This window comes from Oceanisphaera pacifica, assembly GCF_017498065.1.
Classification (GTDB): Bacteria; Pseudomonadota; Gammaproteobacteria; order Enterobacterales; family Aeromonadaceae; genus Oceanimonas; species Oceanimonas pacifica.
This window is the reverse complement of the sequence record NZ_JAGDFX010000011.1, coordinates 106,754-132,362: the sequence shown is the minus strand read 5'-3', so window position 1 is coordinate 132,362 and position 25,609 is coordinate 106,754. Positions and strand designations below refer to the sequence as shown.

At 47.6% G+C, this 25,609-nt stretch carries 23 protein-coding genes; 10 read left to right on the top strand and 13 right to left on the bottom strand.

From position 1 onward, the window contains the following. Positions 1 to 525: 525 nt before the first annotated feature. From J3U76_RS10650 to tal, 6 genes are all read right to left on the bottom strand, one after another. On the bottom strand, positions 526 to 1,662 hold the full coding sequence (locus J3U76_RS10650) for a patatin-like phospholipase family protein (protein WP_208005944.1): 1,137 nt from the start codon (positions 1,660 to 1,662) through the stop codon (positions 526 to 528). A gap of 227 nt (positions 1,663 to 1,889) precedes the next feature. Next, entirely contained in the window at positions 1,890 to 3,608 is a 1,719-nt protein-coding gene (locus tag J3U76_RS10645) for a proline--tRNA ligase (protein ID WP_208005943.1), read from the bottom strand. Between the two features lie 322 nt (positions 3,609 to 3,930). Continuing rightward, complete coding sequence (gene tsaA, locus J3U76_RS10640; RefSeq protein ID WP_208005942.1) at positions 3,931 to 4,656, bottom strand: tRNA (N6-threonylcarbamoyladenosine(37)-N6)-methyltransferase TrmO; 726 nt, start codon at positions 4,654 to 4,656, stop codon at positions 3,931 to 3,933. Further along, entirely contained in the window at positions 4,656 to 5,033 is a 378-nt protein-coding gene (gene rcsF, locus J3U76_RS10635) for an Rcs stress response system protein RcsF (protein WP_243454201.1), read from the bottom strand. The genes tsaA and rcsF overlap by 1 nt, the downstream gene beginning before the upstream one ends. Positions 5,034 to 5,178: 145 nt before the next feature. Beyond that, complete coding sequence (locus J3U76_RS10630) at positions 5,179 to 5,340, bottom strand: DUF3545 family protein (RefSeq protein ID WP_208005941.1); 162 nt, start codon at positions 5,338 to 5,340, stop codon at positions 5,179 to 5,181. A gap of 252 nt (positions 5,341 to 5,592) precedes the next feature. Beyond that, positions 5,593 to 6,552, bottom strand: coding sequence for a transaldolase (gene tal, locus J3U76_RS10625; RefSeq protein ID WP_208005940.1), 960 nt, complete (start codon positions 6,550 to 6,552; stop codon positions 5,593 to 5,595). Positions 6,553 to 6,805: 253 nt separating this feature from the next. Between tal and J3U76_RS10620 the strand changes: the two genes are divergently transcribed. Further along, positions 6,806 to 8,230, top strand: a complete 1,425-nt coding sequence (locus J3U76_RS10620; RefSeq protein WP_208005939.1) for an alanine/glycine:cation symporter family protein — start codon at positions 6,806 to 6,808, stop codon at positions 8,228 to 8,230. Positions 8,231 to 8,342: 112 nt separating this feature from the next. On the opposite strand, the gene J3U76_RS10615 is transcribed toward J3U76_RS10620, so the two are convergent. After that, positions 8,343 to 8,894, bottom strand: a complete 552-nt coding sequence (locus tag J3U76_RS10615) for a hydrolase (RefSeq protein WP_208005938.1) — start codon at positions 8,892 to 8,894, stop codon at positions 8,343 to 8,345. A 107-nt stretch (positions 8,895 to 9,001) separates the two neighbouring features. Further along, on the bottom strand, positions 9,002 to 10,885 hold the full coding sequence (locus J3U76_RS10610) for a methyl-accepting chemotaxis protein (RefSeq protein WP_208005937.1): 1,884 nt from the start codon (positions 10,883 to 10,885) through the stop codon (positions 9,002 to 9,004). 299 nt (positions 10,886 to 11,184) lie between these two features. Here J3U76_RS10610 and J3U76_RS10605 point away from each other — a divergent pair, with 299 nt between their 5' ends. Further along, entirely contained in the window at positions 11,185 to 11,811 is a 627-nt protein-coding gene (locus J3U76_RS10605) for a YceH family protein (protein ID WP_208005936.1), read from the top strand. Positions 11,812 to 12,112: 301 nt separating this feature from the next. Here J3U76_RS10605 and J3U76_RS10600 read toward each other — a convergent pair whose 3' ends face one another. From J3U76_RS10600 to nirK, 3 genes are read right to left on the bottom strand one after another with little or no spacing between them, the layout of a single operon-like run. Continuing rightward, on the bottom strand, positions 12,113 to 12,652 hold the full coding sequence (locus J3U76_RS10600) for an SCO family protein (protein WP_208005935.1): 540 nt from the start codon (positions 12,650 to 12,652) through the stop codon (positions 12,113 to 12,115). Continuing rightward, positions 12,649 to 13,434, bottom strand: coding sequence for a formylglycine-generating enzyme family protein (locus tag J3U76_RS10595; RefSeq protein ID WP_243454200.1), 786 nt, complete (start codon positions 13,432 to 13,434; stop codon positions 12,649 to 12,651). The genes J3U76_RS10600 and J3U76_RS10595 overlap by 4 nt, the downstream gene beginning before the upstream one ends. Beyond that, positions 13,434 to 14,855 carry a copper-containing nitrite reductase gene (gene nirK, locus J3U76_RS10590; protein ID WP_208005934.1) on the bottom strand — a complete coding sequence of 474 codons (1,422 nt, stop codon included), beginning with the start codon at positions 14,853 to 14,855 and terminating at the stop codon, positions 13,434 to 13,436. Before nirK ends, J3U76_RS10595 begins: the two co-directional genes overlap by 1 nt. A 316-nt stretch (positions 14,856 to 15,171) precedes the next feature. Here nirK and J3U76_RS10585 point away from each other — a divergent pair, with 316 nt between their 5' ends. The 4 genes from J3U76_RS10585 (at position 15,172) to J3U76_RS10570 (ending at position 18,982) form a co-directional block, all read left to right on the top strand. Continuing rightward, positions 15,172 to 15,423, top strand: coding sequence for a TIGR03643 family protein (locus J3U76_RS10585; RefSeq protein WP_208005933.1), 252 nt, complete (start codon positions 15,172 to 15,174; stop codon positions 15,421 to 15,423). A 24-nt stretch (positions 15,424 to 15,447) separates the two neighbouring features. Continuing rightward, positions 15,448 to 16,425, top strand: a complete 978-nt coding sequence (locus tag J3U76_RS10580; protein WP_208005932.1) for a calcium/sodium antiporter — start codon at positions 15,448 to 15,450, stop codon at positions 16,423 to 16,425. Between the two features lie 208 nt (positions 16,426 to 16,633). Then, a complete protein-coding gene (locus J3U76_RS10575) occupies positions 16,634 to 18,019 on the top strand; it encodes a serine hydrolase domain-containing protein (RefSeq protein WP_243454199.1) in 1,386 nt (461 codons plus the stop codon). A gap of 186 nt (positions 18,020 to 18,205) precedes the next feature. Continuing rightward, complete coding sequence (locus J3U76_RS10570; protein WP_208005931.1) at positions 18,206 to 18,982, top strand: glucose 1-dehydrogenase; 777 nt, start codon at positions 18,206 to 18,208, stop codon at positions 18,980 to 18,982. Positions 18,983 to 19,514: 532 nt separating this feature from the next. Here the strand turns inward: J3U76_RS10570 and J3U76_RS10565 are convergent. Beyond that, positions 19,515 to 19,853, bottom strand: a complete 339-nt coding sequence (locus J3U76_RS10565) for a thioredoxin family protein (RefSeq protein WP_208005930.1) — start codon at positions 19,851 to 19,853, stop codon at positions 19,515 to 19,517. A gap of 105 nt (positions 19,854 to 19,958) precedes the next feature. Between J3U76_RS10565 and J3U76_RS10560 the strand changes: the two genes are divergently transcribed. Both J3U76_RS10560 and J3U76_RS10555 read left to right on the top strand, forming a co-directional pair. Next, the gene (locus J3U76_RS10560) at positions 19,959 to 21,002 is read left to right on the top strand and encodes a DUF2235 domain-containing protein (RefSeq protein ID WP_208005929.1); all 1,044 of its coding nucleotides are present in this window, start codon (positions 19,959 to 19,961) and stop codon (positions 21,000 to 21,002) included. Between the two features lie 453 nt (positions 21,003 to 21,455). Continuing rightward, the gene (locus J3U76_RS10555) at positions 21,456 to 22,520 is read left to right on the top strand and encodes a YkvI family membrane protein (protein WP_208005928.1); all 1,065 of its coding nucleotides are present in this window, start codon (positions 21,456 to 21,458) and stop codon (positions 22,518 to 22,520) included. Positions 22,521 to 23,210: 690 nt separating this feature from the next. On the opposite strand, the gene J3U76_RS14725 is transcribed toward J3U76_RS10555, so the two are convergent. Then, complete coding sequence (locus tag J3U76_RS14725; RefSeq protein WP_424022308.1) at positions 23,211 to 23,375, bottom strand: hypothetical protein; 165 nt, start codon at positions 23,373 to 23,375, stop codon at positions 23,211 to 23,213. A 114-nt stretch (positions 23,376 to 23,489) separates the two neighbouring features. Between J3U76_RS14725 and J3U76_RS10550 the strand changes: the two genes are divergently transcribed. Continuing rightward, positions 23,490 to 25,091: a BCCT family transporter gene (locus J3U76_RS10550; RefSeq protein ID WP_208005927.1), complete on the top strand. Its 1,602-nt coding sequence runs from the start codon at positions 23,490 to 23,492 to the stop codon at positions 25,089 to 25,091. Further along, complete coding sequence (locus tag J3U76_RS10545; RefSeq protein WP_208005926.1) at positions 25,081 to 25,533, top strand: universal stress protein; 453 nt, start codon at positions 25,081 to 25,083, stop codon at positions 25,531 to 25,533. The genes J3U76_RS10550 and J3U76_RS10545 overlap by 11 nt, the downstream gene beginning before the upstream one ends. Positions 25,534 to 25,609 lie beyond the last annotated feature (76 nt).

Sequence of the window (25,609 nt, the reverse complement as noted above, 5' to 3'; positions counted from 1 at the left end):
TCATGGCGAACTCTCAATATATAAAGAGTGTTATCTGATCATATCCGCCAATAAAAAGAAAGATACTAGATTAAATTAATGACTGCTAGCTTGTTGAATTAACGACTTTTTTCATGCTCTTGCCCTGGGCGGTCAGCGTAAACGTACTGCTCTCTTTTGGTCGAATGAATTCGACCCTACACACGATTGGATTTTTTAACGTAAGGCGTACAGCGCCAGGCGTATCGCTTTACTTCGTCGTCATTGCGAGGAGCGCAGCGACACGGCAATCCATCGTATAGACAGCCATACGCTTTACGCCGAGCGCGATACGAAAAAACAAAAGCTTAACGTAAGGCGTACAGCGCTAGACGTATAGCCTTGGTTTAGAATGGATTGCCACGCTGCGCTCGCAATGACCCAAACCCTGGGGTGTCTGTAGTTCCTCGCTTTAGCTGTGGATTCTGCGAAGCAGAAAGGCTTTTTCTTTAACTGACAGCTGAAAGCTTACGGCTGACAGCTTCCCGAAGGGGTTGGCGTTATCTCTTACTTCGTCGGTACATTTAAAAATTTACACACTTCATCTAGTCGGGCTTGGGTGTCTTGATAGCCCAAATCAATTAGCTCGCGGCAATAATCTTTTTCAAACAGTAAAAAGCTGGCAAGACCGGTGGCATCCCCCGCATTAACTCCAAATAAGCGTAATAAAGCTCGAATGTTGTACGGTAGCTTATGAAAGTGCTTATGGGTCAGCTCATCTAAGTTTTTACTGGGTTTAAGTACTAAGTTATCAATATGGCGTAATGCCAACTGCTCACGTTTGCGCTCGGGCACCAGTTTAATGGTGTTATTAATGCGCTGTAATCGTTCTATATCTGAGGTTAGCGCGTCAGTAAATATGGTATCTAATAAGTGACCAGCAATGTCAGAGCTACTCGGATCGCTGGGAAGCGTATCAGAGTCGACATCGTCTGGCCCTAAGCTAATAATTAAAATACGTTTAGCGCCTAAATGAATGGCCGGGCTCAGCGGATTTATCTGGTGAATAGAGCCATCGCCATAATGGTGGTTTTGTAATAAACAGGGTTTAAAAATAAAGGGCAGGGCGCTGCTGGCCATTAAATGCGGTGGGGCAATAATGGCAGAACGCCCAGAGCGGCCGGCTCTGGCCCAAGGTTGATGATAGGGGCGCCCCTGATAAAAGGTGGTGGAGTCACCGGTGTTATAGTTAGAGGCGGTAATGGCCAGCACTTCTAGCGCACCGTAGAGCAAATTATTATCGATGCGCGGAAAATCAATCACCTTTTCTAGCAAGCGCTCTAACGGGCTATTATCGAACAGTGGCAAAGCGATTTGGCTAGGCTTGCCTATAATTCCACACAGTAAGCTTTTAAGGGAGTGGCTAATGACCTTGCTAAGCTGTAAGCGCAGCACATCATCTGTTTTAAGGTGTCGCCATACATACTCTAATTTACGTACACCCAAATGAAAGCAAGAGGCGTAACAAGCTAAAGCGGTCGCATTAATGGCTCCGGCAGAGGTGCCACTTAGAATTGGAAACGGGATCGCTTGGCCACGAGGGAAGCACTCAGAAATCGCCTTTAATACACCTACCTGATACGCCGCCCGTGCCCCCCCACCTGTTAGCACTAAAGCGCAGGAGTTATTCTCATCCTCTGTCATGTATCACTCCCTTTTTCAGCCAGTATAAGACGTTGCTAAGCGCCATGCCAATAAGGAATAGGGAATGATAAAAAGCAGGGACTGGGGATTAGTGATTAGGGATTAAAAGCAGGGATTGGTGGTTGGGGAATAGTGATTAGGGGTTAGGGGTTAAAAGCAGGGAGTGGGGAATAGCATTTCCCAATCCCTATTCCCCGATCACTAGTCACACTGTTTTAGCACTGTTTTCACTTTGTTAGTGCGCTAATAAGTTGCTGCGCCATGTCGGCGATGGCCACTTCTTGCTTTTCACCTTCACGGCGAGTTTTATATTCCACTACGCCTTTTTCTAAGCTGCGATCACCAATAATTACCGTATGAGGCACGCCTAACAGCTCCATATCGGCAAACATCACCCCCGGGCGCTCTTTGCGATCATCAAAGATAACCTCAATGCCGGCGGCGGTTAGCTCATTGTATAACGCCTCAGCCTGCGCTTTAACAGCATCAGACTTGTGCATATTCATCGGAATAATAGCTACTTGGAAAGGCGCGATGGCGTCGGGCCAGATAATGCCGCGATTATCGTGGTTTTGCTCAATAGCAGCCGCCACAATGCGTGATACACCAATGCCGTAGCAGCCCATTTCTAAAATGGTGGCCTTGCCTTGCTCATTAAGTACAGTGGCGTTCATCTTGCTAGAATAATTATTACCCAGCTGAAAAATATGACCCACTTCAATGCCGCGTTTAATGTGCAATACGCCTTTACCACAAGGGCTAGGATCACCCTCTTGCACATTGCGTAAGTCAGCCACTTCTGGCAGCTCAAGGTCGCGACCCCAGTTAATGCCAAAGTAGTGCTTACCTTCAATATTAGCACCTGCTGCAAAGTCGCTCATGACTGCTACAGCGCTGTCTACTACCACTGGCACAGTGAGTTTTACTGGGCCAAGTGACCCTGGTCCTGCACCTACTAATTCACGAATTTCAGCATCGGTAGCAAAAGTTAGTGGGCTGGCCACTTGGGCTAAGTGCTCGGCTTTTACTTCATTTAGCTCATGATCGCCGCGCACGACTAACGCCACCAGTGCAGCCGCTTGATCTTCGGCTGCGTGCACAAATAAGGTTTTAACGGTTTGTTCAACATTAAGTTCAAACTGCTCAACTAACTCATTAATGGTTTTGGCATTGGGCGTGTCTACCAAGATCATCTCTTGGGTTGGCGCATCGGCGGCTTGCTTAATAGAAACGGCCTCGGCCTTTTCAATATTAGCGGCATAATCAGACTCGCTAGAAAATACAATATCGTCTTCACCGCTGTCGGCTAACACATGAAACTCGTGAGACGCACTGCCACCAATGGCGCCGGTATCAGCTAATACGGCTCTAAAGGTCAGTCCCATGCGCTCAAAAATACGGCTATAAGCTTGGTACATTTCTTGGTACGTTTGCTCTAGGCTTTCTTGAGAAGTATGAAAAGAGTAAGCATCTTTCATAATAAACTCACGAGAGCGCATTACACCAAAACGGGGGCGCACTTCATCCCGAAACTTAGTTTGTACCTGATATAAATTTAGTGGCAGTTGCTTATACGACGAGATTTCGTTGCGCACCACTGAGGTAATCACTTCCTCGTGGGTGGGGCCTAATACAAAACCACGGTCGTGTCTGTCTTTAATGCGTAGCAATTCAGGGCCAAACTTGTCCCAACGGCCGGTTTCATGCCATAACTCAGCAGGCTGTACTACTGGCATCATCATTTCTACCGCACCTGCACGATTCATTTCTTCGCGCACAATGGCGGCAACCTTATTCAATACTCGCAGACCGCTAGGCAACCAAGTGTAAAGGCCAGAGGCCAACCGGCGGATCATGCCTGCGCGCAACATAAGTTGGTGACTGATCACCTCTGCATCGCTAGGAGTTTCTTTAAGAGTGGAAAGCAAATATTGACTGGTGCGCATGTGCTAGAACCTTATTGTGCTAAAAACCATTATAGCGTTGTCGCTAATGGTGAGCTAAAAACCGAAAGGCGGTAATTGTAGCAGGGCAAGCACAAGAGCAGAAGAAGAAAACAGTTTGGTACTGAGCAGCACGGCTTAAAACAGGTCGAATGAATTCGCCCCTACACACGGTTGTTTAGCAGGCAGCCATACGCCTTACGCCGACCGCTATACGAAAAAACCAAACCGCTGTTTCTTTAACGTATGGCGATAAGCTCAGCTTTCAGCGGTCAGGTTAAAACGTACCGCGCTTTCTTGGTCGAATGAATTCGACCCAAGGCGCTTACTCACTCGGCTCTATGCTGAGCACGCGGGTGAGCTGGCCAAAAACCTCAAAGCGTACATTATAATCATATAAACGCACCCCATATTGCTGCCACTCTTGCTGCTTGCGCTTATAGGCGGGGCGAGGGTCTTGCATTAGTACTTCGCTAATAAACCGCTGTAAATTAGCAGTGTGTGAGTGAGCACAGGCAAGCTCTGCCTCAGGGGTAAAGCGCACCTCCATGCCCAAATCTGGTGGGGCGGGAGCAAAGCCACCGTGGGCGCCTTGCACACCATCTACCCAAGGTAAATACGGCTTAATATCCACCACTGGGGTGCCGTCAACTAAATCAACGCCGCCTAATTCTAGCCACACCTTGTTACCGTCTTTACACATATCAAGCAGGCGCACCACAGACAAGCCTATTGGGTTGGGCCTAAAAGTTGAGCGGGTGGCAAATACGCCAACACGTTCATTGCCCCCCAAACGAGGAGGACGCACCGTTGGATTCCAGCCTTTATCTTGAGTTTGGTGAAACACAAACATCAACCATAAATGACTAAACTCGCCCAAGCCTTTAAAGGCACTGGGCTCATTATAAGGCGCGACCATTTCTAGGCGTGCGGTTGCAGAGGTCACTAAGCCTGGCTGGCGCGGTACTGCAAATTTCTCTTTATAAGGAGAGCGAATAATACCTATGGTATCCAGCACTGTGTGTTGTGTTTCAGGGGGCGTGTCTGCCATTAGTCAGCAACCTTAATTGCTTGGCCACTGCACAGCACTTGCTCTAAACAGCCGGGCATATCATTAAAACGAACACAGCTGTCTAACAATAAACCGTTGGCGCCCATGTCGGCGGCACGACGGCGTACATCGGCACGGGCATCAGCATCTTTCGGTGGCGCATCTTGGGCGGCTATTTGACAGGCTTCGCCTTCAATAGAGCCTAAAGTGACGTAATTAACACCGTCTAATTCGGCTTTGCTGTATAAGGTAACGCCATCGCCTTTGTAATAGTCTTTAATGCCCTCTGGCGAGACATTACTATCAAACCCCCAGTTATTAGCACAACCCGATAATGCTAAGGCCAACAAGCCCACACCAATCACACGTAGCTGCATAGATAAGCCCTTATTATTAAAAAGAAAGCCAATTGTGCACCAAAATCATCAGTAGCGCCAAATTTGGCTGGGAAGGTTAAAAATAAAAGGCTGAAAGCCAGGTTTTATCCCAGCTTTCAGCCTTAAAAGCAGCGCTTTGTGTTGATTATCCTTCTATATCGTCAAATTGCCGTAATTCTTGTTGTAGACGTTGTTCGTCTAATATTGCTTCTATTCTTCGCCACTGACCAATTTTAGCTGCCTCTCGCGCATTAAAACGCGGAGACCGTTTAACCACAAATTCCTGACTGAAGCTGCTCCTTTCCATAGGGCTCTCCTGTTAGTTTCTGAGTTATTAACCGGTAGTTCAATTTAGATTTAGCATGACGAGATCAAGAATAGAAGAGGAGGATTACATTGCGGTGACAGAACAGTGATCAGCATCAAAAAGAAAGCTTTAAGCGGTCAGCTTTCAGCTGTCAGTTTAAACACATTACTGCGCCCAGCTTCAAGAGAACGGTCAACTGTCTTGCCGGCGTCTCGTTGTTATGCTTTGCTGCTGGGCGCTGGCCGCTATGTTTTATTTTTCCAGCATAGCCGTTAGCATGGTTTCGAGTTTATTTTGATCGATGGCGAAGTTGCGAATGCCTTCGGCCAGCTTCTCGGTCGCCATGGCATCTTGATTATGCTCCCAACGAAACTCGGCTTCTGTCATGGGGGTGGGGCGGGTTTCTGTGGTGCCTGTATCTTGTAATTTAACCGCTAACTCGCCGTGAGTTTGGCTAAGCTCTTCTAACAAGTTAGGGCCAATAGTTAGGCGGTCGCAGCCGGCCAGCGCAATAATTTCTCCGGTATTACGGAAGCTGGCACCCATTACCACTGTGTTATAGCCATGAGCTTTGTAGTAATTATAAATATCCGTAACTGATATTACGCCTGGATCTTGCTCGGCCGTGTATTCTTTTTGATCGGTATTTTGCTTATACCAATCAAGAATGCGCCCCACAAAAGGTGAGATCAAGTAAGCACCGGCTTCGGCACAAGCACGGGCTTGGGCAAAGCTAAATAGCAAGGTTAGGTTACAGTTAATGCCTTCTTTTTCTAGCACTTCAGCGGCGCGAATGCCTTCCCAAGTGGCGGCCAGTTTAATTAAAATACGCTCACGGCCTACGCCTGCCTCTTGGTATAACGCCACTAATTGGCGCGCTTTGCTGATACTGGCTTCAGTATTAAAAGATAAACGCGCATCTACTTCAGTAGAAATTCGACCCGGGATCAGCTTTAAAATTTCACAACCAATGCTCACCGCCAGCTTATCGGAGGCCTCCATCAGCTGTTGGCTGGTATCGCTACTTTGATTTTTTGCCCAGTCTACCGCTTGAGCTAACAGGGGTTGATACTCAGGAATTTGGGCTGCCTTCAAAATTAACGAAGGGTTGGTCGTGGCGTCTTGTGGCTGATATTTGCGAATTGCTTCAATATCACCCGTGTCGGCAACCACTGTGGTCAGGGTGCGTAATTGCGAGAGTATATCGGTCATTATCAGGATCCTTGGCTTGAGTCTGTATAAACGGTGCACAGTATCTCTTATTTGACCCAGTAAAATAAAGCCAAGCTTCTGACCCGAGTCGCGTTTTAGTCAGTAAATAATGAAAAAAACAGGCCATGGCCGTTTTTATGGTGGGCGATGGTTTATTATCAAGGCGTGAATGTTAGTCGGCTGGTATCGTCTATGCGCACTGGCCACGGCTATCTCAGTTAATTTATTACTTCTCTCAAGCGGAATTTTATTTATGGACACCACCATTTTCTTTATCAACAACCTGCTATGGGGAAGCCTGCTGGTCTATCTGTTACTGGGGGCTGGCGTCTTTTTTACCATTCGGCTGGGCTTTATCCAATTTCGCCATTTTGGTCACATGTTTGCGGTACTCAAACACAGCCGACGTTCAGATGCCGCCGGCATTTCCTCTTTTCAAGCATTGTGCACCAGCTTGGCGGCACGTGTGGGTACGGGGAACTTGGCTGGGGTGGCTGTTGCTTTGTACTTAGGTGGGCCCGGAGCCATTTTTTGGATGTGGTTAATTGCACTTATCGGCATGTCGACTGCCTTTGCCGAAAGTGCGCTGGCGCAACTATATAAAGTTAAAGATGGGCAGGGGAATTATCGCGGTGGCCCTGCTTACTATATGGAAAAAGGCTTAGGCATGCGCTGGATGGGGGTGCTATTTGCCATCTTCTTAATTGTGGCGTTTGGTTTGGTATTTAACGCGGTGCAAGCCAACTCCATTAGTGCTGCTATGGATGTGGCTTTTGGCATACCTGAGTGGGCAACGGGTGGCATATTGGTGCTAGGCGCTGGCCTTATTATTTTTGGTGGGTTAAGAGCGATAGCGCGTTTTGCTGAGTTAGTGGTGCCCGTTATGGCGCTGGCTTATTTTGTGATTGCTTTTGTGGTGGTATTAATGAATATCACCGAACTGCCTGGCGTATTATTATTGATTATTAAATCAGCTCTGGGATTAGAGCAAGCAGGAGGAGGCGCCATTGGTTATGCTATTTCTCAAGCATTAATGAATGGTATAAAGCGTGGTCTTTTTTCTAATGAAGCCGGTATGGGGTCGGCACCTAATGCTGCTGCCTCAGCCTCGCCTTATCCGCCACACCCTGCATCTCAAGGGTATGTACAAATGTTGGGTGTGTTTATTGACACGCTAGTTATTTGTACCTGTACCGCTTCTATTATTTTGCTCTCGGGGCAATTTGAGCCAGGCTCTGGTGTGACCGGTATCGAACTTACGCAACGGGCGTTATCTCATGAAGTGGGTGAGTGGGGCAGTATTTTTATTGCGATTGCCATTTTGTTTTTTGCCTTTACTAGCATAGTGGCCAATTACGCGTATGCCGAAAACAACTTGGTTTTCTTAGAGCAAGACAGCAAAAAAGGACTACTTATCTTTAGGCTGTTTGTCTTAGCCATGGTGATGTTTGGCTCCATTGGCGAGCTACCCACGATTTGGGCCATGGCTGATGTTTCTATGGGATTGATGGCGTTAACCAATTTAGTGGCTATTTTGTTGCTTTCTGGCGTAGCCGTGAAGTTAGCGCGAGATTACAACGACCAGCGTAAACTGGGTAAAATACCCAGTTTCGATGCCACTAAATACCCTGAGTTGCACAGCCAACTAGAAGAAGGTGTGTGGGATAAGAAAGCATAAAAAATAGCCGTCAGCGGTAAGCTTTCAGCTGTCAGAACAAACCAAGGGCTTGGCGTTGGGGGCGAGTGATTAGGGAGTGGAAATGCTATTCCCCATTCCCCATTCCCTGAATTTAAGGCTGTTCACCGCGCAAAAACTGTTTGCTGATGGTTTTAAACTGCTCGGTGCCAGCTTGTTGCAATAACTCAAATACCACCATTTCTCGGCTAACAATCTGTGCACCGGCGTTACGCATACGCTCTAAACCTAATTGACGATTTTGCTCACTACGGCTGCCCACTGCATCAGCGACCACAAACACCTCTTTGCCGGCTTTTAATAGCTCTAACACCGTTTGTAATACGCAAACGTGCGCTTCCATGCCTGTTACTATCACTTGTTCATAGCGCTGCCACTGGGCGGGCAGACAATTAGCCGCCACTACAGAGAAATGTGTTTTTTCAACAACTTCTGGTTGCTCCACAGTGCTCAGTAACGCAGGCAAAGTATGGCCCAGCCCTTTTGGATACTGCTCAGTAAAAATGGTCGGCGTCTTGAGTATTTGGCAGGCGCCAATTAACCATTGAATGCGTGCTGTTAGTTGCGCGCTATCGGCAATGGCTGGCGCTAGCTTTTCTTGTACATCAATTACCATTAAGGCTGCTTTGCTCGGTTCTATTAACATATTTGTCTCCTCATTATGACGCTAAACTCAGTATGCCGCTTTGTTGAAGAAAGAAAAAGGCGCCGGTTTGTTGGCGCCTTTAACGTTGAGCTGAGATTAGAGCTCACTTATACCTTGAACTGGCCTAGCAGCTTGTTTTGGTGCTGCATCTGCCCGAGCATGGCTTGGCAATGTTTTACCTGTGCCACGGCACCACTGGCCACATGCTGGCTAATATCACGAATGTTAGTGGTGTTTTGATTGATTTCTTCGCTGGTGGCGCTTTGTTCTTCTGCTGCGGTTGCAATTTGTAGATTCATGTCGTTGATACGGGTAATGGCCTCGCGAATGCGGGCCAACACTTCGTTAGCTTCGCTGGCATCAACCGATGTTTGTGCCGCTAGTTCTTGGCTTTGCTTCATCTTATTTTCTGCAAGCTTAACGCCGTTTTGTAGTTGCTCTATCATATCGCCTATTTCTTGAGTCGAGTGCTGAGTGCGAGAAGCCAGCGAGCGGACCTCATCGGCCACCACGGCAAAGCCACGGCCGGACTCTCCAGCTCGAGCGGCTTCAATGGCCGCATTCAGCGCTAGCAGATTTGTTTGCTCGGCAATGCCTGTGATTACGGACAAAATTGACTCTATGTTATGGCTCAGCTGTGCCAACTCATTCACCGATATCATGGTGTCTTCCATGTCTGAGGCCAGTCGCTCTATTGCCTGTGTTGAACGAGAAACAACAATTGAACCCTGTTCTGTTTCTAGATTGGCAGCGTTAGCAGCTTCGGCTGCGTGCTGGGCGTTCTGAGCAACTTCGCTGGCGGTAGACGCCATTTCATGCATGGCGGTTGCTAGCTGATCAAGCTCTTGTAGCTGTTCCTGTAGCTGATTTTCAGCCTGCATCGATTGCTCCGAAGTGTCATTAATGCTGGCTTTTAGTTTGTGAGAGCTATCCATCACTTCGCCGATGAGTATTTGTAAATGGCCTAAAAAGCCGTTGAATTCATTAGCGACAAGGCCAAAATCGTCTTGGCGTAAAATGGGGAGTCGTTTAGTGAGGTCACCTTGACCGCTGTTAATATTCACCAATGACTGATGTAGTCCGCGGAGAGGCTTAAGTAAGCGACTTACGAGTAAAACTAACAATATTAAGCTAATCAGCCCCCCAAGTGCTGAAATAAGTAAGGTTTGCCACTGCAGGTTGTCGGCTTTGGCCATCACTATGGCTTCGTTCAATATCACGCCAACGTACCACTTTTCACCTTTTAGGTTCGTTAGTGGTGTAAAAGAGACCCAGTGAGCTTGGCCTGCTAATGAATAATTGTTGATATCTGGCGTCAGTGCGGGGCTCGTTCCTTCAAATAAAGTATCGAGTGGTTGCCCATTTAATTCAGCATTGGGATGAGAAATAATATTACCGCTTTCGGCAACCAAAAAGGCATAGCCGGCGCTGTTAAAGTCGACAAGGTTAATCGCTTCTGACACCGATTGTAGGCTGATATCACCACCAAAGGCCCCTTGAAACTGTCCTTTGGTGCGAATGGCGGAAACGACTGAAATGAGAATATCCCCAGTGGCTGAGTCTTCATAGGGTTCAGTGAGTACTGCGCTATTTGCTTGTTGTGCCAGAGTATACCAAGGGCGTTGTCGTGCATCCCAGTTAAGAGGATTCCAATTAGGATCATTGCCAATACTGCGCCCGTTCTGACTTTCTAGTCCGCCAAACACCAGTAAAAACTCTTCTTTTAATAGCGGTATGTCGAACACCTGCTGCACTTGCTCCAAGCTATATTGGCTATTAATATTTTGGGCCATCATGTCAACGAGTTTAAGCTTAGAGTTCAGCCAGTTTTCTATTTGTCTTGCTAAGGCCGAGCTGGTTTCAGTAATTGCTGCCGAAGTTTGACTGCGCAGGGCATTTCGTACTTGCGAGAGTTGCATCCATGATAAAATGCTGACCGTTAGCAGCAGTACTGCGGCGGCAGTAATGCCAACTTTGTGAGCTATTTGCATACAACTAGATCCTTTAGTAATAATCTGCTCAAAAACGACTTATAAATTAGCCGCGTATATTATGACTACAGACTGCTTTAGTTGCCTTAGCCTATACTTTTCGTTGTACTGGGAGACTGACTTTGTTGTCAGGCCTTAGTAAAGAGATGTTGAAAGTATGTTAATTTAATGTTTTTTTCAACTGTAATCAAACGAATGGTTGAGTTAAGAGCCGTGACCATAGTGGCGTAAACCTAGGTATCTGTTGGTGTTTCAGGGGTTGTACTGTAGGCTGGAGTTAAAAAGAGAGGAGTCTGGGTATGGAAGTGCTTTCGGTATTAGAACAACGTGTTATTGGCTGTTTAATTGAAAAGCAGGTTTCAACACCTGAAGTGTATCCACTTTCACTCAAGTCACTGCTTAATGCTTGTAATCAAAAAAGTAATCGCTTTCCTGTGCTCAGCCTAACGGAAGCGGAATTACAAGTGGCACTAGACTCGTTAATCGCTCGCCATCAAGTCAATAATTGTGCCGACTTTAATGCTCGCACCGCTAAGTACCAACATCGATTTTGTAATACTGAATTTGGTGACTTGCAGTTTAACGCCGCTGAGTTAGCCATTATTTGCGAATTATTGCTGCGTGGCCCACAAACACCCGGTGAGTTACGCAGTCGCACCTCACGCTTATATCAGTTTTCTGATGTAGCGGCCGTGGAAGACAGTCTGCAAAGCTTGATCAGCAAAGGCCCCTATGTGGTTAAATTGGCCAAGCTCCCGAGAAAACGAGACGCCCGCTATGGGCATTTATTTTGTGATACCGATTATGAACAGTATGTCGACACCGGCAATGCCCAAGATAATCAGGCACTGCTGACACAGGTGAACGACTTAAAAGCACACATCCTCGAGCTACAAGCACGCATTGCAGAGTTAGAAAAAGAATAACAAGGCACAACTCTTTAGCCGTACGCGATACGCCAACCGCTGACAGGCAGCCGTACGCGATACGCTATACGCTGAACGCTATACGAAAAAGCAAAACCGTATTGTTCTTAACGTAAGGCGTACAGCGTAAGACGTATCGCTTGTTTTTTAACTGACAGCTTACGGCTTATCGCTGACAGCTCCCCCGAAGGGGTTGGCGTAAGACGTATCGCTTGTTTTTCAGCTTGGTGCTCGATGTTGGTTTAGGTTTTGCCCTTGTTTGTTCTGACCGCTGAAAGCTGAAAGCTCCCCAAAGGGGTCTTTAATCAAACATCTTCTTAATTAACGCCTCGGGCCCTTTGGGTAAGCCTACTTGTTGTAGTTGTAGGCGGCCTTGTTCATCTAATACGGTAATGGCATTAGAGTGGGCGACTTCGCCATCGGGCAGCCCCATATATTGAATATTTAATGCCATGGCTAAAGTGCGCACCTTGTCGTCATCACCGCTTAATAGTGTCCAATGCTCGTCTAACACTCTCTTTTTGGCGAAGTGGCGCATAATCTTGGGTGTATCGCGGGCAGGCGTTAATGACACTAATACAAACCCAAGCTTTGCTTGTTGCTCGGGAGTTAGCGCATCTTGAATAGACTTCATGTCTGCTACAATCACCGGACAAGCAGTAATACAGTCGGTATAAATAAGCGCAATAATTTGTTTTTTGCCCGCTAACTCAGGCAGATTGAGCGAGTGGCCTTTTCGGTCTTGCCATTGGCTATTGAGTTGATAAATTGAATCGCCGGGCAGGGCGGCTTGCACGTTAACTGCGGCGAGTAATAATAGGGCGGATAACATTTTCATCATTTTAAAATCTCCTCTGGGCTGTAAGCGCACCTAAAGCCTAAATTTCTTAAGGTGTAAGGCGCTTTTAAGCTAGAGCGAAAACCATAACGCATAAAAGCGGCATAGTCTGACGGGTCGGCACTGCCAGACGCCGCAGATCCACAAAATAAGCCTTGATCTAATGCACTGTCACCGCGTGACTCACCAGTGACTAATGCTGAGTTAAAATTTTGTGTCCACTCCCATACTAGCCCGTGCATATCGTGCACTTGCCAAAAATTGGCTATGCCTTGGCCTACCTTGGCTAGCTCTGCTGTAGCAGGGCGTGCATACCAAGCAAGAATACGCTGCGTAAATTCAGGGTCATTAAGGCCATTAGCGCTGTGCTCAGAAGCCTGAGCCACATACTCCCATTCCGATACACTGGGAAGCCGCTTTTCTTGCGCTCGGCAATAGGCATCGGCAGCAAACCAAGACACATAGGTAACTGGTTGTGCTGCTTGTTGTGGAGTTGGGCCACCGGCTGGCCAATGGCTTAAATATTGTGCCTCGGCAAACAAAGCAGGGATCTGCTCGGCACGCCAGGCTGAATGTTGTTGCACAAAGTCAGCAAATTCTTTATTTGTGACCGGCAAGGTGTCTATCCAAAAAGATGCCACAGGGGTAAAAGGGCTGTCTTTGGTTAGATAAAGAGGTCGAACCTCCCCAGAGGGAAGTTCGACCATATTAGCAACAAAGGTAGCAGGCACTGCGCTTGCGCTTGGTAGTGCCGTTAAGCTAAGCAACAGTACCGATATTATCATTAGTGAGCGCTCCCTTCCATAATGATAGTTTTGCCTTCTTCACGGCGCTTAGCGACCTCTTCTGTGCTAATAACGGTGCCGTTATTATCCCAGCTATTAAGCACATAGGTTAAGGCGTTTGCCGTGTCTTCATCAGACAAGCTCATGGCCGGCATAATACTGTCAAAGGCTTTGCCATTTACTTTAATTGGGCCTTTCAAGCCGTGTACCACTACGTCTATGGCGCGAGTTGGATCATCATTTAAGAAGTCAGAGTTAGCCAAGGGCGGGAAAGCGCCTGGAATACCGGCCCCGTCTGCTTGGTGACAGGCCTGACAGTTAGCCTCATAAACACGCTTACCATACAGCATGCGATCCGCTTTGCTATTAGCCACCAGCTTAGGCCGCTCTTCATAAATACTTTGTACCGCTGAACCTTCTGGCAAGTAAACATTATCTGCCACTTTACCCGAATAAATGGTGGCATCTTCAGAGCCTTCCACGTTAATCATGCCCAATGCCCCTTTGTTAAAGGCACGAAAGATAGAGTGGTCAACCATAATGTAGTTGCCTGGCACATCCAGCTTAAACTCGGCTGCTACAGCGCCACCAGCAGGGATCAGTGTGGTTTGTACGTTTTGGTTTTCAAGAGACGCACCGTCTACGCTTACCTTATCGAAAATCTCCCCAATTACATGGAAGCTCGATGCTAAGTTAGGGCCACCGTTACCCATATATAAACGCACGGTTTCACCTACATTTGCTTTCAACGATTGCTCGCCTGTTAATGCGCCAACCGCGCCGTTAAATAATACATAGTCGGCATCTTCTTTAATGGCTTTATCCATGTCAAAAGACTGAAAACCTTGCTCGCCATACGCGCCCTTAGTATAAAAGTCGCCTTGCATGGCGTAGTACTCACGATCAACCGGCGGCAAGCCTTCTTTTGGCTCCACTAGCACCAAGCCATACATGCCGTTAGCAATATGCATGCCCACAGGGGCGGTGGCACAGTGATAAACATATAACCCTGGGTGCAGTGCTTTAAAGTTAAAAACTGAGGTGTGTCCTGGGGCGGTAAAAGAGGCAGCGGCGCCACCACCTGGGCCGTTAACGGCGTGTAAGTCTATGTTGTGCGGCATTTTAGAGCTGGGGTGGTTAGACAGATGAAATTCAACTTCATCTCCCTCGCGAATACGTAGAAATTGTCCGGGTACCGAGCCACCAAAGGTCCAAAACATATATTCAACGCCATCGGCAATTTCCATTACCTTTTCTACGGTTTCCATTTTTACCACCACTTTAGCGGCATGATCGCGCTCAATAGGTGGCGGCACTAAAGGGGGGGAAGTCAGAACGGCATCGATGACGGGTAGGCTATTGGCCTGGGCTGACAAGGCAAAGGTCATACCAATTACGGCGACAAGTTTATTTAGTTTCATACACTGCTCCCTGCTATTTGTTTGTCATTATCAATACAAATAATGAAAATGTGTATTTCAAATGCAATTATCAGTCTTTTAAAATTTAAAAGACTGATATAGATCAATAAATCCTATTGACAAGAGCAAAGTAACAAAAAAGTTACAAACAGGCTAACTTGATGCAACTTATGCGAGCTCAATCAAGTTTACGTTTTGCCGATAATAAGTGCAGCTGTAACAGGCTTGAATATGTTAATCTTTGTGGCCGTTCCAGCAGACCCTTTTGGGTTTTAATTGGGTATGTCTCCATATTAATAAATTGCGAGTTTGATTGATGAAGCTGTCTCAAGAAAGTGAATCACGAGTGATTGAAATGTCTTGGGAAGACAGAAGCCCCTTTGAAGCCATAAAGCTGCAATTTGGTTTAAATGAAACGGCTCTTATTAAATTTATGCGTAGCCGATTAAAGCCGAACAGCTTTAAACTGTGGCGAAAACGCGTCACTGGGCGAACAACTAAACACCTTAAATTACGAGGGGATAACGTTACTCGAGGCTATTGTCCCACTCAGTATAAGCACCGCTAACATTAATTAAGCAAGGATTTCCCTATGTTATTGTCTATTGCCGCCATCGTATTAGGACTGGCGTTATTGGTATGGAGTGCCGATCGTTTTGTTGATGGGGCATCGGCCACCGCCCGTTTTGCCGGTATGCCACCTTTATTGATTGGTATGGTGATTGTTGGTTTTGGTACCTCTGCCCCCGAAATTGTGGTGTCGGTTATTTCTGCTTGGCAAGGTAACCCAGGGTTGGCGCTAGGTAATGGCTATGGTTCAAATATCGCCAATATTGGCCTTATTTTGGGTACCACAGCTCTTATTAGCCCTATTGCCGTGCACTCACAAGTGTTGCGCAAAGAGCTGCCTATCTTACTTCTAATTACTTTATTATCGCTGGCGCTGTTGTGGAATGGCAGTATCTCGCGCCTTGATGCCATTGTGCTGTTAGTGGTGTTTGTGCTGTTAATGGGTTGGAGCATTAGGCAAGGCATGAAAGGTAACACCGACAGCATGAGTGCCGATGCAGCAGTCGAGCTAGGTGATAATCCCATGAGCCTAAAAATGGCCCTGTTTTGGTTAATCGTTGGTTTATTATTATTAGTGGCCAGCTCACGTTTACTGGTGTGGGGAGCGATTGATGTGGCACAAGCCTTTGGCGTAAGTGATTTGGTTATTGGGTTAACCATTGTCGCCATTGGCACCTCACTGCCAGAATTAGCTTCATCCTTGGCGGCAATTCGTAAAAATGAACACGATTTAGCCATAGGTAACGTAATTGGCTCTAACTTATTTAATACCCTAGCTGTGGTGGGCTTGGCGGGGGCAATTAGCCCCATGAGCGTGGCCAGTGAGGTGATTAGCCGCGACTTTGTGGTGATGATCGGCTTAACCTTATTGCTGTTTCTATTGGGCTATGGCTTTAAAGGTCGCCCAGCCCGCATTAGTCGCTACGGTGGTGCCCTGTTACTTTTCATTTATATCAGTTACACTGGGTGGATAGCGCAAGGCGCATTAAGCGCTGCTTAACTAACTAAGCAATAACTAAAGCTCCTGCCCATTTTGGGTAGGAGCTTTTTTTATATTTCGGATAAATGGTGTAGCTTAAACTCAAGACGACAACACTCAGCGTAACCATTTAGCATCGGTCTATGTTCTTCTGACAAAAGGCACTAGACTCGATAGTTAGCGGATATAACATTCATGTAACATTTGCGTTAAACAGGAGCGGTAAATAATGAGTGACTCTCTTTATTCAAGCAGCAAGCGCAAACATGGCAGATCTCAGCTAGCTCTGTTATTTAGCTTACCTTTGGTCACAGTAAGCAGCTTTTCTTATGCTGGCGCCACCCCAGGTGACCCACCCACTCAAACGCCCGTGCAACTCTCAGCACAAGAAAGTGATCCTAATAACATGGGCTGGATGCAGGGTTTTCCACCGGCACCCGATAAACGTGTAAAAGCCGGTGATGGCTCATTTTTTACCTTTCCGGCACTGCGCTATAGCGTTAGCCACATGCGCCAATTTATGCCCACCGTTGAAGTGTCGCGGGGCATAGGTTCGCCCGAGCCCTTGCCTCAAAACTTAGACGCAGCCATTGCTGAACTGCAATTTACGCCTTGGAATAGCCAGCAGCCAATGAGCTTTGCCGACTCACTTCATAAAAACTACACCGATGGCATCTTGATCATGCATAAAGGCGAAGTGGTGTATGAAAATTACTTTGGCGCCTTAGCAAAAGATAAAAAGCATGCGGCTATGTCGGTCACTAAGTCATTCACCGGCACCTTAGCGGCTATTTTGGTGGCAGAAGGCAGGCTTGATCCCAGCAAAAAAGTAGGAGAGTACGTTCCCGAACTTAAAGACTCTGCCTTTGGTGATGCCACAGTGCGCCAAGTGATGGACATGACTACCGGCCTAAAATACAGCGAAAGCTATGCCGATCCGAATGCTGAAGTGTGGGAGTATTCTGCAGCAGGCAATCCGCTTCCAAAAGCTGCCGATTACACTGGGCCAGTTGGGTATTTTGAGTACCTAATGCAAGTGAAAAAGCAGGGCGAACATGGTGATGCTTTTGGTTATAAAACCATTAACAGCGATGCGCTGGGCTGGGTTATTTCGCGGGTTACCGGTAAGTCGGTAGCGGACTTATTATCCGATAAAATTTGGCGTCGTATTGGTATGGAGCAAGATGCCTATTATCAGGTTGATGAGCTAGGAGTTCCGTTTGCTGGTGGCGGTTTAAGTGCTGGCCTGCGCGATATGGCCCGTTTGGGTGAGTTAATTCGCAACCAAGGGCAGTGGCTGGGCGAGCAAATTATTCCTGCCGCCGCTGTAAAAGATATTCAGCAAGGCGGCGACCCTGCCAACTTTGCCAAAGCCGGATACGACAAGCTAACCGGTTGGTCTTATCGCAATATGTGGTGGGTGACCCATAACGATAACGGCGCCTTTGCCGCCCGTGGTGTACATGGCCAAACCATTTACATTGATCCGACGGCAGAAATGGTACTCGTGCGCTTTGCCTCACATCCGGTTGCCGCCAACGGTGCTAACGACCCAAGCTCGCTACCCGCCTACCAAGCCGTAGCCGACTATTTAATTAAGACAACTCACGACTAAAAACTACCGGTTTTGCAACGGAATCCACGGAACCTGCGGAAAAATTAAGGTTAAGACTAAGAGCGAATACTTATCGGTTATAAGTAAGGCCTTACAAAAAGAATGCTCTTTTTTTAAACTTATCTCTCTTCGCCCGTGTATTCCGTGGCAAAAACCGCTCTTTTTATCGCTTCAAAGGATGACATTATGGACACAGCAAGCTTGTTTGATCTGAACGGTAAAGTCGCCATTATTACCGGTGGTGCTAAAGGCATTGGTAAAGGTTGCAGCCAAATGCTGGCCGCCCATGGTGCCAGTGTGGTGATTGCCGACTTTGACTTAGATGCCGCAGAAGAAACCGCCGAGCTTATTCGCCAGTCTGGTGGCAAGGCCAAAGCCATGGCATGCAATGTGTTAGAAGACGGCGATTTAACCGGATTAGTGGATGCGACTTTGACCGAGTTTGGTCAAATTAATATTTTGGTCAATAACGTGGGCGGCGGCGGAGCCGGGCGTGAAAATCCAGCTACGTTAACGGTAGAGCAATTTGCCCACACCTTTCAGCTCAACGTATTCAGCAACTGGCGTTTAGCCCAGCTGTGCGCCCCCCACATGGAAACCGCCGGCTATGGCTCTATTGTCAATATGTCGTCGATGAGCTCGATTAATAAAAGCCCTGCCATTAGTGCTTATGCTTCCTCTAAAGCGGCCATTAACCACATGACGGCAAACTTGGCATTCGACTATGGTCCTGCCGGTATTCGTGTGAATGCGGTAGGGCCCGGGGCGGTGCGTACCGATGCCTTGGCCTCCGTTTTAACCCCCGAAATTGAATCGACCATGCTGGAACATACACCCATTAAGCGCTTAGGCGAGCCAGAAGACATAGCCGGTGCGGTATTGTACTTTGCCTCTCCTATCTCCAAGTGGGTGAGCGGCCAAGTGTTGTTTGTTAACGGCGGCGGTGTACAAACCCTAGATTGATTTTAATAAACAGCCGTACGCCAACCCTTCGGGAGCTGTCAGCGATAAGCCGTAAGCTGTCAGAATAAACAAAGGCAAAACCTAAACCAGTGCCGAGCGTGTTTTCTGTAGTCCCACGCTTCAGCTGTGGGCCTTGCGGAGCAAGAATGTTTTAAACAGTCCCGCCAAGCGGCTTAAAGAAAGCCGTACGTCTTACGCTGAACGCTATACGAAAAAGCAAAACCGATGTTTTCTTAACGTAAAGCGTACAGCGTAAGGCATATCGCTTACAGCTCCCCGAAGGGGCCAGCCGTCATCCTGAACTCGTTTCAGGATCTCGGTTTAGGGGTTGGGTCTTTAAAGCCTTAAAACACAAAGCGAGATACCGGAGCAAGTCCGACATGACTTTTGCCGCCCCTGCAAAAATAAGCAAATCTAATGAAGCCCAGCCCACATCGGCGGCAGTAATGTCTTCTCCTGCACGGTGTTTTTTCTCTAAATCGTTAAGGCCGTTAGTTTACTTATCAGCTGCTTAAAGGCTTGATAGCGTTGTTTAATCATTCTCAAACAATAATTGATAAGGGCGGGTGAGGGCGGCACTGACATGTGCCAGCGAAAACACCTTAAAAAACTCAGCAAATCGGCGCCCTTCAAACCAAATATGCACCACAGGTAGCGCCATAATACGCTCTTGAGCACACAAGCTGGCACCGCCTTGCTGACAGTCGACATACACGGCTTTTACACGAGGAAGTTGCTCGGTTAATAAGTGTAATAATTGCGGTTTAAGGGCCTGACATACGCCACAGTTTGCTCCGCCATATAACACTAATACAGCCGAATGCTCAGCCAATAAACCATCTAATTGCTGCTGTTGAGTTATGCTCTGCATCTTTTTAAACGCCCCATTGATAAATGAAAGATCCCCTACGCTTATTTTTGCACCTTGTGTTTTTAACCTAAGCTATAGGGAATGTTTGCGTTAGGGAGCACGCTTATGTCTTATCACCCCCAGCGACTAATAGTGTTATTTGATGGTACTTGGAACGATCCACAAGACAACACTAATGTGGCTAAGCTAGCGCGTAGCATAGCGCCCTTTGATGGTGAATGCCGACAACGTTTTTTTTATAGCCCAGGTGTAGGAACCAGCGCCACAACTCGATTTACAGGCGGCATGTTTGGTGTGGGATTAAGTAAAAACCTGCAAGCTGGGTACAGCTGGCTTGTACAACATTATCGCCCTGGCGATCAAGTCTGGATATTTGGCTTTAGTCGTGGCGCTTATACGGCCCGTAGCATGGTGGGCATGATCCGAAAGTGCGGACTATTACACATAGTCACCCCCAGCCAGCTCAGCGCAGCAGAGCGGTTATACCGCAACAAAAGTGCCGCCCCCGATGGCGAAATATGCCAACAATTTAGGCGCCAATACAGCCAAGAAATAAAAATACATCTGCTGGGAGTATGGGACACCGTTGGAGCCTTAGGGATCCCTGGCACTCTGCTCTCGGAGCGAGGCACCTATTCTTGGCACGACACTCAGTTATCAAAAATAGTCGAGCGCGCTTACCAAGCCATAGCATTAGATGAGCACAGAGCCGTTTATCAAGCTGTGCCTTGGACCAACCATAATGGCCAAAAAAAGCCGGCACAAATAGTAGTAGAGCAGCGCTGGTTTATTGGTGCCCATGCTAATGTGGGCGGAGGTTACCCACACGACCCCTTAGCCGACTTGCCGCTGGCATGGATGCAACAACAAGCCAGCAATGCCGGTTTGTTACTTACCCCAACAATCCCAGCCGAGCAGGGGTGGTTAACTGCCCCCACCGATTCTTATCAAGCCTTTTTATTGGGCTGGTATGCTCGCTATCGGCACTGGTTTCACTCCGGTGATGGTCGTTATCACCGACCTTTATACACAGACACTGCCGGCAATCTTTCGGTAGGCGTCACCATAGACGACTCTGTATGGCAGCGTTGGCAACAAATAAGCAGCTACCGACCCCATAGTCTGATTAACGCCGGATTTAGCAACTAAAACACGCGACTACATACATACAGCCGTACGCTATACGCTATACGAAAAAGCAAAACCGTGTTTCTCTTAACGTTAGACGTATCGCTTGTTTTTTAACTGACAGCTCCCGAAGAAACCTGCTGTCATCCTGATACCGGGTCGTGGCCCGGCATGACGAAGATTCAGGATCTCGGTTTAGGGTTTGGGTCTTTAAAGCCTTAAAACACAAAGCGAGATACCGGAGCAAGTCCGGTATGACGGCTGAAGCTAACAACTGGCCGCTGACCGCTTATCGCTGACAGCTCCCGAAGGGGCCAGCCGTGCTCTCGATCACAAATTAGCCTTAGGCGGTATGTGCCTTCCGGTTGCACTCTGTTAAGGTCGAGCGCAGTTTCGGTGCTGCAACAGCATCTTTTGTTTTAATGTGCTTTTGGTATTTAGTTGCCAAGCTATTCGGTGGGTTAATAGACGATTATGTGGAAAATATTGCAGATTGCCAGCGCATTCGTGGGCATCATTGTAGGGGCAGGCTTTGCCTCTGGCCAAGAAGTCTTACAGTACTTTACCAGCTTTGGGCACTTAGGCACGGCTGCAGCTATTGTCGCCACCGCGTTATTCGCTTACCTTGGCATGATGCTGACCATGCTTGGCAGTCGTACTCGTGCAATATCCCATAAAACCGTCATTTATCAAATTAGTGGTCGCTATTTAGGAGTTGTGGTCGACTATGTGATTATTTTTACGTTATTTGGCGTAGGCGTAGTTATGATTGCGGGCGCAGGCTCTATTCTTGATCAGCAATTTGGCTTTCCGCCCTATGTCGGCAGCATCATTATGACCTTATTAATGGGCATGACCTTAATGCTCAAGGTCGATAAAGTTGTGGGACTAATTGGCAGCATTACTCCCTTTTTAATTTTAGCGCTGGTACTTATTTGTGGTTATAGCTTGCTGACCATGGAGCGTACCTTTGCCGAGTTAGCGCCTATTGCCGAAGGAGTGAAGTCTACTTTGCCACATTGGTTTGTATCTGCGGTGAACTATGTGTCGTTTAATATTGCAGTAGGGGCGGCCATGTCATTGGTGATGGGGGGTGCCCAAATTAATGAAAAAGTAGCCAAGTGGGGTGGCTTATTAGGCGGTGTGGCCATTGGTGTATTAATTATGATCAGCCACTTAGCCATGTTCTCGCAAATTGACAACATTGTTGGCTATCCATTACCGCTACTCAAAATTATTGATGGCATCTCGCCCATATTGGCCACCGCCATGTCGTTTGTACTGTTTGGTATGATTTTTAGTACCGGGGCCAGCATGTTCTACGCCTTTGTGGCCCGCTTTGTCACCATGCGTACTCCCACTGGCAATCGCTTTAGTATAGCGACCTTGGTAATAGGCTTTATCGCAAGCTTTGCCGGCTTTACCAAACTGGTCGCTTTCTTCTACCCCTTAATTGGCTACCTGGGTTTGTTCTTGGTATTCGCACTGATCTTTGCCCCATTCAAGCTCAAGCGCGACGCTCGGTTAGCAAAAGAATAAACGTAGAAATAGCTGTCAGCTTTAAGCCGTCAGCGGTCAGAGAAACAAAAAGCAAACCGAACACAGAGCGGCTAAAAGACAGCTGTCTTTTAGCCGTCATCCTGAACTTGATTCAGGATCTCGTTTTTGCCGTCATTGCGAGGAGCGTAGCGACGCGGCAATCCATCGAACAGACGACGATACGCTTTACGCCGGTTTAGGTTTTGCCTTTGTTTGTTCTGACGGCTGACGGCTCATAGCTTACAGCTGTTTTTTTAGCCGTCATCCTGAACTTGATTCAGGATCTCGTTTTTGCCGTCATTGCGAGGAGCGTAGCGACGCGGCAATCCATCGAACAGACGACGATACGCTTTACGCCGGTTTAGGTTTTGCCTTTGTTTGTTCTGACGGCTGACGGCTCATAGCTTACAGCTGTTTTTTTAGCCGTCATCCTGAACTTGATTCAGGATCTCGTTTTTGCCGTCATTGCGAGGAGCGTAGCGACGCGGCAATCCATCGAACAGACGACGATACGCTTTACGCCGGTTTAGGTTTTGCCTTTGTTTGTTCTGACGGCTGACAGCTCATAGCTTACAGCTGTTTTTTAGCCGTCATCCTGAACTTGATTCAGGATCTCGTTTTTGCCGTCATTGCGAGGAGCGTAGCGACGCGGCAATCCATCGAACAGACGGCGATACGCTTTACGCTGGTTTAGGTTTTGCTTTTGTTTGTTCTTGTTTTTTTACTGACCGCTGACCGCTGACCGCTGACCGCTGACCGCTGACCGCTGACCGCTGACCGCTGACCGCTGACCGCTGACCGCTGACCGCTGACCGCTGACCGCTGACCGCTGACCGCTGACCGCTGACCGCTGATAGCTACCCCTTACTCATTTAACAAACCCTAATATATATGTCAGACTGTTCACCAATAGGTAAATAATTATATAGCGCATGGCTCAAAATGCGGGTATCTCGATAGGAGGCTTTCTTGCTAGAACGACTACAACGTGTTTTGGGGCTGCAAACCATACCTGGTGTATTTTTTACCTCAGCAGGCATCGCCTTACTTTTTGTCATACTCGCTATTCCCTTTGACCAAGAAGTGGCTGGCGCTTTTGCAGTATTAACCGGCTGGGTGGCACATCACTTGGGTTGGTTTTATATCTTCTCGGTCAGCTCACTCTTAGTGTTCTTACTTTGGCTGGCCGTGAGCCGCTATGGCTCAATCCGCCTTGGCAGTGACGATGCCCGACCCGATTATTCCACCTTAACGTGGTTCACCATGCTCTTTGCCGCCGGCATAGGTACCATTTTAATGTTTTGGGGGGTTGCAGAGCCGGTCTCGCACTTTGTAAAACCACCCTTTAACGACGTTGAACCCGGTAGTGAACAAGCCGCCAGCGATGCCATGACCATAGCCCTATATCACTTTGGCCTACACACCTGGACCATCTTTGCCATGCCCGGCTTAGCAATTGCTTACTTCTCGTATCGGCATCAACTACCGATGCGCATCAGTAGTTTGTTTTATCCCATTTTGGGCAAGCGCACCTATGGCCCCATTGGCTGGACGGTTGATGTTATTGCCGTGCTCGGCACATTATTTGGTGTGGCCACTTCACTGGGGCTGGGCGCATTACAGCTTAACAGTGGCCTATCTTATTTATTTGGCGTGCCCACCACAGGTTGGGTACAAGTGGTGCTAATTGCAGTGATCACCAGTATTGCCGCAGTATCGGTCGCCTTTGGCTTAGATAAAGGGGTGCGCCGGCTATCACAAATTAATATTGGCCTAGCCATTTTATTGCTACTTACCGTATTTGTGGTGGGACCGAGCGTGTTTATTGCTAATGGGATGGTAGAAAGTGTGGGCAGTTATATTAGCGCCTTACCTTGGCTGGCATTTTGGACCGACACCTTTAAAGCATCAGACTGGCAGCGCCAATGGACACTGTTCTACTGGGCTTGGACCATTACTTGGGCTCCGTACGTGGGCATATTTATTGCCCGAATATCACGCGGGCGTACCATTCGTGAATTTATTACCGGCGTTTTATTTGCACCCACCGCTTTCACTCTTGTTTGGTTTGGTATTTTTGGTTTATCGGCCATCAGCGTAGAAATGGACGGTCAAATAGCCTTAGCCGAACATGTACAACAAGATCCCTCTGTGGCCATTTTCGCCTTTTTAGAAGCTTTTCCGCTAACTCAGCTTGCGTCTTTGCTAAGCGTTATCATTATTATCGTATTTTTTACCACTTCATCAGACTCAGCCTCACTGGTTATCGACATGCTCACTCGGCGAGAAGATCAGCCGTCATTAGTCAGGCAACGCATATTTTGGGCCGCAGCCCAAGGTGTGATTGCCGCTACTATGTTGCTAGCTGGAGGGCTAGAAGCCCTACAAAACGTGATCACCGCCCTAGGGTTGCCGTTTTGCTTACTATTAATGTTTATGGCGGTGTCTTTATATCGCGCCTTAAAAGCAGACTCCTTAGGCTATAGCGTAAATGAATTGGTACAAGGGCGCGCGTTTGACAAAGTAAACGCCACAGCGGGTACTCAACAGGAGCCAAAAAATGTTCAATAACATCTTAATTGCTGTTCATCCCACTAACGAAGATGAAGCTAAACAAGCATTACAAGAAGGGGCAAGGCTACTGGCCGATGGGGGAGAGCTGCACCTGGTGAGTGTCTATAATCCCAGTGGCACCGCGTTTTTTCCTCATGTAAATGAAGAAGCGCCCGATGCCAAAGAAAATGAAGTGCGCGATAACCTAGACCTGCTTATGCGCAAGTACCTGCCGCTAGATGTGAGTGCCACCTTGCATGTGTTAACTGGCGAAACTGCCAAGCAGCTTAATGCCCTAGCGGCACAACTTAAATCAGACTTAGTGGTGCTTACCTCGCGCGGATCGTGCAGCCGTTGGTCATTACGCCGCGCCACTTTAGAGTATGTGACCATTAATGCGCCTTGCGCGGTGTTAGTGCTAAAAGGCGATGAAGACGAGCTAGAGACAAAAATAGCTTAAAAACGTTTGAAAAATATAGAATTTTTAGCAATAACTTTTCAAAATTAGGCTTGTTAGCCCCGTTGGGCTACACTGT